Source organism: Paratractidigestivibacter sp. (assembly GCF_052362415.1).
GTDB lineage: Bacteria > Actinomycetota > Coriobacteriia > Coriobacteriales > Atopobiaceae > Paratractidigestivibacter.
The window spans coordinates 13241-16639 of record NZ_DAWEMK010000002.1 but is presented as its reverse complement, the minus strand read 5'-3'; the positions used below and the strand labels follow the sequence as shown (position 1 = coordinate 16639).

3 protein-coding genes and 1 pseudogene are annotated in these 3399 nt (G+C 67.1%); 3 read left to right on the top strand and 1 reads right to left on the bottom strand.

Annotated features, from left to right (window positions below):
* From leuD to ACT84W_RS00415, 3 genes and pseudogenes are all read left to right on the top strand, one after another.
* Positions 1 to 279, top strand: a pseudogene (gene leuD, locus ACT84W_RS00425) (3-isopropylmalate dehydratase small subunit); the annotation flags it as partial.
* Positions 280 to 281: 2 nt separating this feature from the next.
* Positions 282 to 1394 carry a 3-isopropylmalate dehydrogenase gene (leuB, locus tag ACT84W_RS00420; RefSeq protein ID WP_444327842.1) on the top strand — a complete coding sequence of 371 codons (1113 nt, stop codon included), beginning with the start codon at positions 282 to 284 and terminating at the stop codon, positions 1392 to 1394.
* 732 nt (positions 1395 to 2126) lie between these two features.
* Positions 2127 to 2453 (top strand): hypothetical protein, encoded by a 327-nt coding sequence (locus ACT84W_RS00415; protein ID WP_444327841.1) that lies wholly within the window; start codon positions 2127 to 2129, stop codon positions 2451 to 2453.
* Positions 2454 to 2487: 34 nt separating this feature from the next.
* Here ACT84W_RS00415 and ACT84W_RS00410 read toward each other — a convergent pair.
* Positions 2488 to 3399 (bottom strand): HAD-IC family P-type ATPase (locus ACT84W_RS00410; protein ID WP_444327840.1); only part of this gene is annotated, 912 nt, incomplete at its 5' end.

The following is a 3399-nucleotide window of genomic DNA, read 5'->3' as shown; positions in this document are numbered from 1 at the left end:
GCGGGCGTGAGCTGCGTCATCGCCAAGTCCTTCGCGCGCATCTTCTACCGCAACTCGATCAACATGGGCCTGCCCATCCTCGAGTGCCCCGAGGCGGTCGACGCCATCAGCGAGGGCGACGTCGTCGACGTCGACGCGGACACCGGCACCATCACGGACGAGACCACGGGCGCCGTCTTCCATGCGCAGCCGTTCCCGCCCTTCATCCAGGAGATCATCAACGACGGCGGCCTCGTGGCGCGCACCAAGCGCGTCCTCGCGGAGCGGAAGGGCGAGTAGCCATGGCATCGAAGACCTACCGGATCTGCTGCCTGCCGGGCGACGGCATCGGCCCCGAGATCATCGCCGAGGGCAAGAAGGTCCTCGCCGCCGTGGGGCGGAAGGCCGACGTCGAGTTCGTGTTCGAGGACCACTTGATCGGCGGCGCCGCCATCGACGCGTGCGCCGACCCGCTGCCCGACGAGACCCTCGAGGCCGCGAAGGCCGCCGACGCGGTCCTTCTTGCCAGCGTGGGCGGCCCGAAGTGGGACTCCACCGACCCCAACGCCCCGCGCCCGGAGCAGGGGCTCCTGCGCATCCGCAAGGGGCTGGGCCTCTACACCAACCTGCGCCCCGTGAAGATCTACGACGCCCTCGCCGGCGCCTCCACGTTGCGCCCCGAGGTCATCCGCGGGGTCGACATGGTGCTCGTCCGTGAGCTCACCGGCGGCATCTACTTCGGGCGCCGCGAGCGCTTCTACGGCGAGGAGGGCGCGGGCGCCGACGGCGGCCGCGGCCAGCGCACCTACGACGTGATGGAGTACCGCGAGTACGAGGTCGAGCGCATCGCGCGCCAGGCCTTCGAGGCGGCCCGCAAGCGCAGGAACAAGGTCACGAGCGTGGACAAGCGCAACGTGCTCGAGACCTCCCGCATGTGGCGCGAGATCGTCCACCGCGTCCACGACGAGGAGTACCCGGACGTGGAGCTCGAGGACCTGCTCGTGGACAACACCGCGATGCAGCTCATCAACCGCCCGGCCGACTTCGACGTCGTCGTGACCGAGAACATGTTCGGCGATATCCTCTCGGACGAGGCCGCGCAGATCACGGGCTCGCTCGGCATGCTCGCCTCCGCCTCGCTCGGCGACGGCGTGAGCCTCTTCGAGCCGAGCGCCGGCTCCGCCCCCGACATCGCGGGCCAGGGCGTCGCCAACCCGCTCGCGCAGATCCTCTCGGCGGGCATGCTGCTCACCTACGCCCTCGACATGACCGAGGAGGCCGGCTGGATCGAGTCGGCCGTGGAGCGCGTCCTCGACGAGGGCTGGCGCACCCGCGACATCGCCGACGAGGACACCCCCGCCGACCACATCCTCGGCACCGCCGCCATGGGCGACCGCGTCGTCGCCGCCCTCTAATGACGAGAAGGGACAGTCCCTTTTCGTCATTTCGTTCCAACAGCTGTCGACTTTCGCGAAACATAATAGTTACGGGATGAGGGTTGATTCCCGCGCTCAAAGGGCCGCAATGGTCACCACGCGCCCAAGAGGGGCGCATGACGAGAGGAAACGCAATGAGCTACCTGCAGGCACGAATTATTAGCAGCATTATTCGCTAGGCGGGTCGCCACATATTGGCTGCCCGTCCTTGACGGGCAGTGCTGGGATGCAAAGACCGGTTGCTGCCGTGCGCAGTACCCGGTCTTCTTCTTTGATCGGCTGCCCATCAGGGAAATGACGAAAAGGGACAGTCCCTTTTCGTCATCCGCAAACAACAATCAGCTGAGAAAAAGGAGAACATCATGTCCAGCACCGATTCCACCACCCTCAACGCCCGTCAGTCCGAGCTCGCCGAGGCCCTCTACCAGGCGTACCGCAACAACTTCTACGGCCTGGAGAACAAGCCGCTCACCATGGCGGACTGGGAGGGCGTCGTCACCGACGACGACACCGCCTACACCGTGCACGCTCGAGCTCGCCCACCTCAACGAGCCCCTGCTCGAGTGCGAGCTATGCTTCACGGCCAAGCGCGACCTCGACGCTTCCATGACGCCCGAGGAGCTGCTCGCCAACTGCACCGTCGCGGCGGACATGGAGGTGCCCGACTCGCGCTTCGCGAAGTGATTCCCCTCGCTCTCCAAGTGCCTCGTGATGAGCGACTGCGCGGTGGGCGGCTATGTCGTCTACGGCACGCCGGTCGACGGCGCCGAGCTCACGGTCGAGGGCATGGCCGGCTACACCGGCAAGTGCTACCACGACGGGCAGCTCGTCAAGCAGGGCAAGACGTCCGAGGTCCTCGGCAACCCGGTGAACTCGATGCAGTGGCTCGTCGGCAAGCTAGCCAGCCAGGGCAAGAGCTTCAAGCGCGGCATGCACGCATCGGTCGGCACCGTCTTTGTCCCGCCGATGCTCGAGGCGGGCAAGTGGGTCGTCGAGTACGACGGCCCCTTCGGCTCCGTGGAGTTCACGGTCAAGTAAATGACGAAAAGGGACTGTCCCTTTTCGTCATTTCTTACAGGAGGGAGTCGTTGCGGCGCAGGTAGCGTCTCTTTGCGAGGCAGACGACGGCGGCGTAGCCGGCGACCATGACGGCGAGAAGCGCCCAGAACGCGCCCGGCAGCGCGCAGAAGTCGAGCGCGGCGCCCATCGGCGTGAAGGGCAGGGCGCACGCGACGGCGATGCCAGAGGCGCCCAGCGCGCAGAGCGGCCATGCGGCGCGGCTGCCGATGAACGGGGTCTTCTCGGTGCGGATCAGGTGCACGACGAGGGTCTGCGTCAGCATGCTCTCGACGAACCAGCCGGCCTGGAACGTGCCGACGAACAAGGCCTGGCCGGCAGCGTCGAGCGCGCCCCAGGCGCCGCCCGCGACGGCGGGGCACACGACCCAGAACAGACCTGCGAAGGTGAGGATGTCGAAGACCGAGCTTAGGGGCCCGAAGGCGACCATGAAGCGACGCACCGAGGCGGTGTCCCAGCGGCGCGGGCGCGCGATCGCCTCGTCGTCCACGTTGTCCCAGGGCACGGCCGTGCAGGTGAGGTCGTAGATCAGGTTGAGCAGCAGCAGCTGCACCGCCGTCATGGGGAGGAACGGGAGGAAGAGCGCCGCGACCAGGACGGAGAAGATGTTGCCGAAGTTTGAGCTCACCGTCATCTTCACGTACTTGATCATGTTCGCGTAGGTCCTGCGGCCGCACTCGATGCCGTGCTCGAGGACCATGAGGTCCTTCTCGAGCAGGATGATGTCGGCGGCCTCGCGCGCGACGTCGACGGCGGAGTCCACGGAGATCCCGCAGTCGCTCTCGCGCATAGCGGCGGCGTCGTTCACGCCGTCGCCCATGTACGCGACGGCATGGCCGAGCCCGCGCAGCGCGGAGACGACGCGCGCCTTCTGGGCGGGGGAGAGCTTGGCGAAGATGCTCACCTC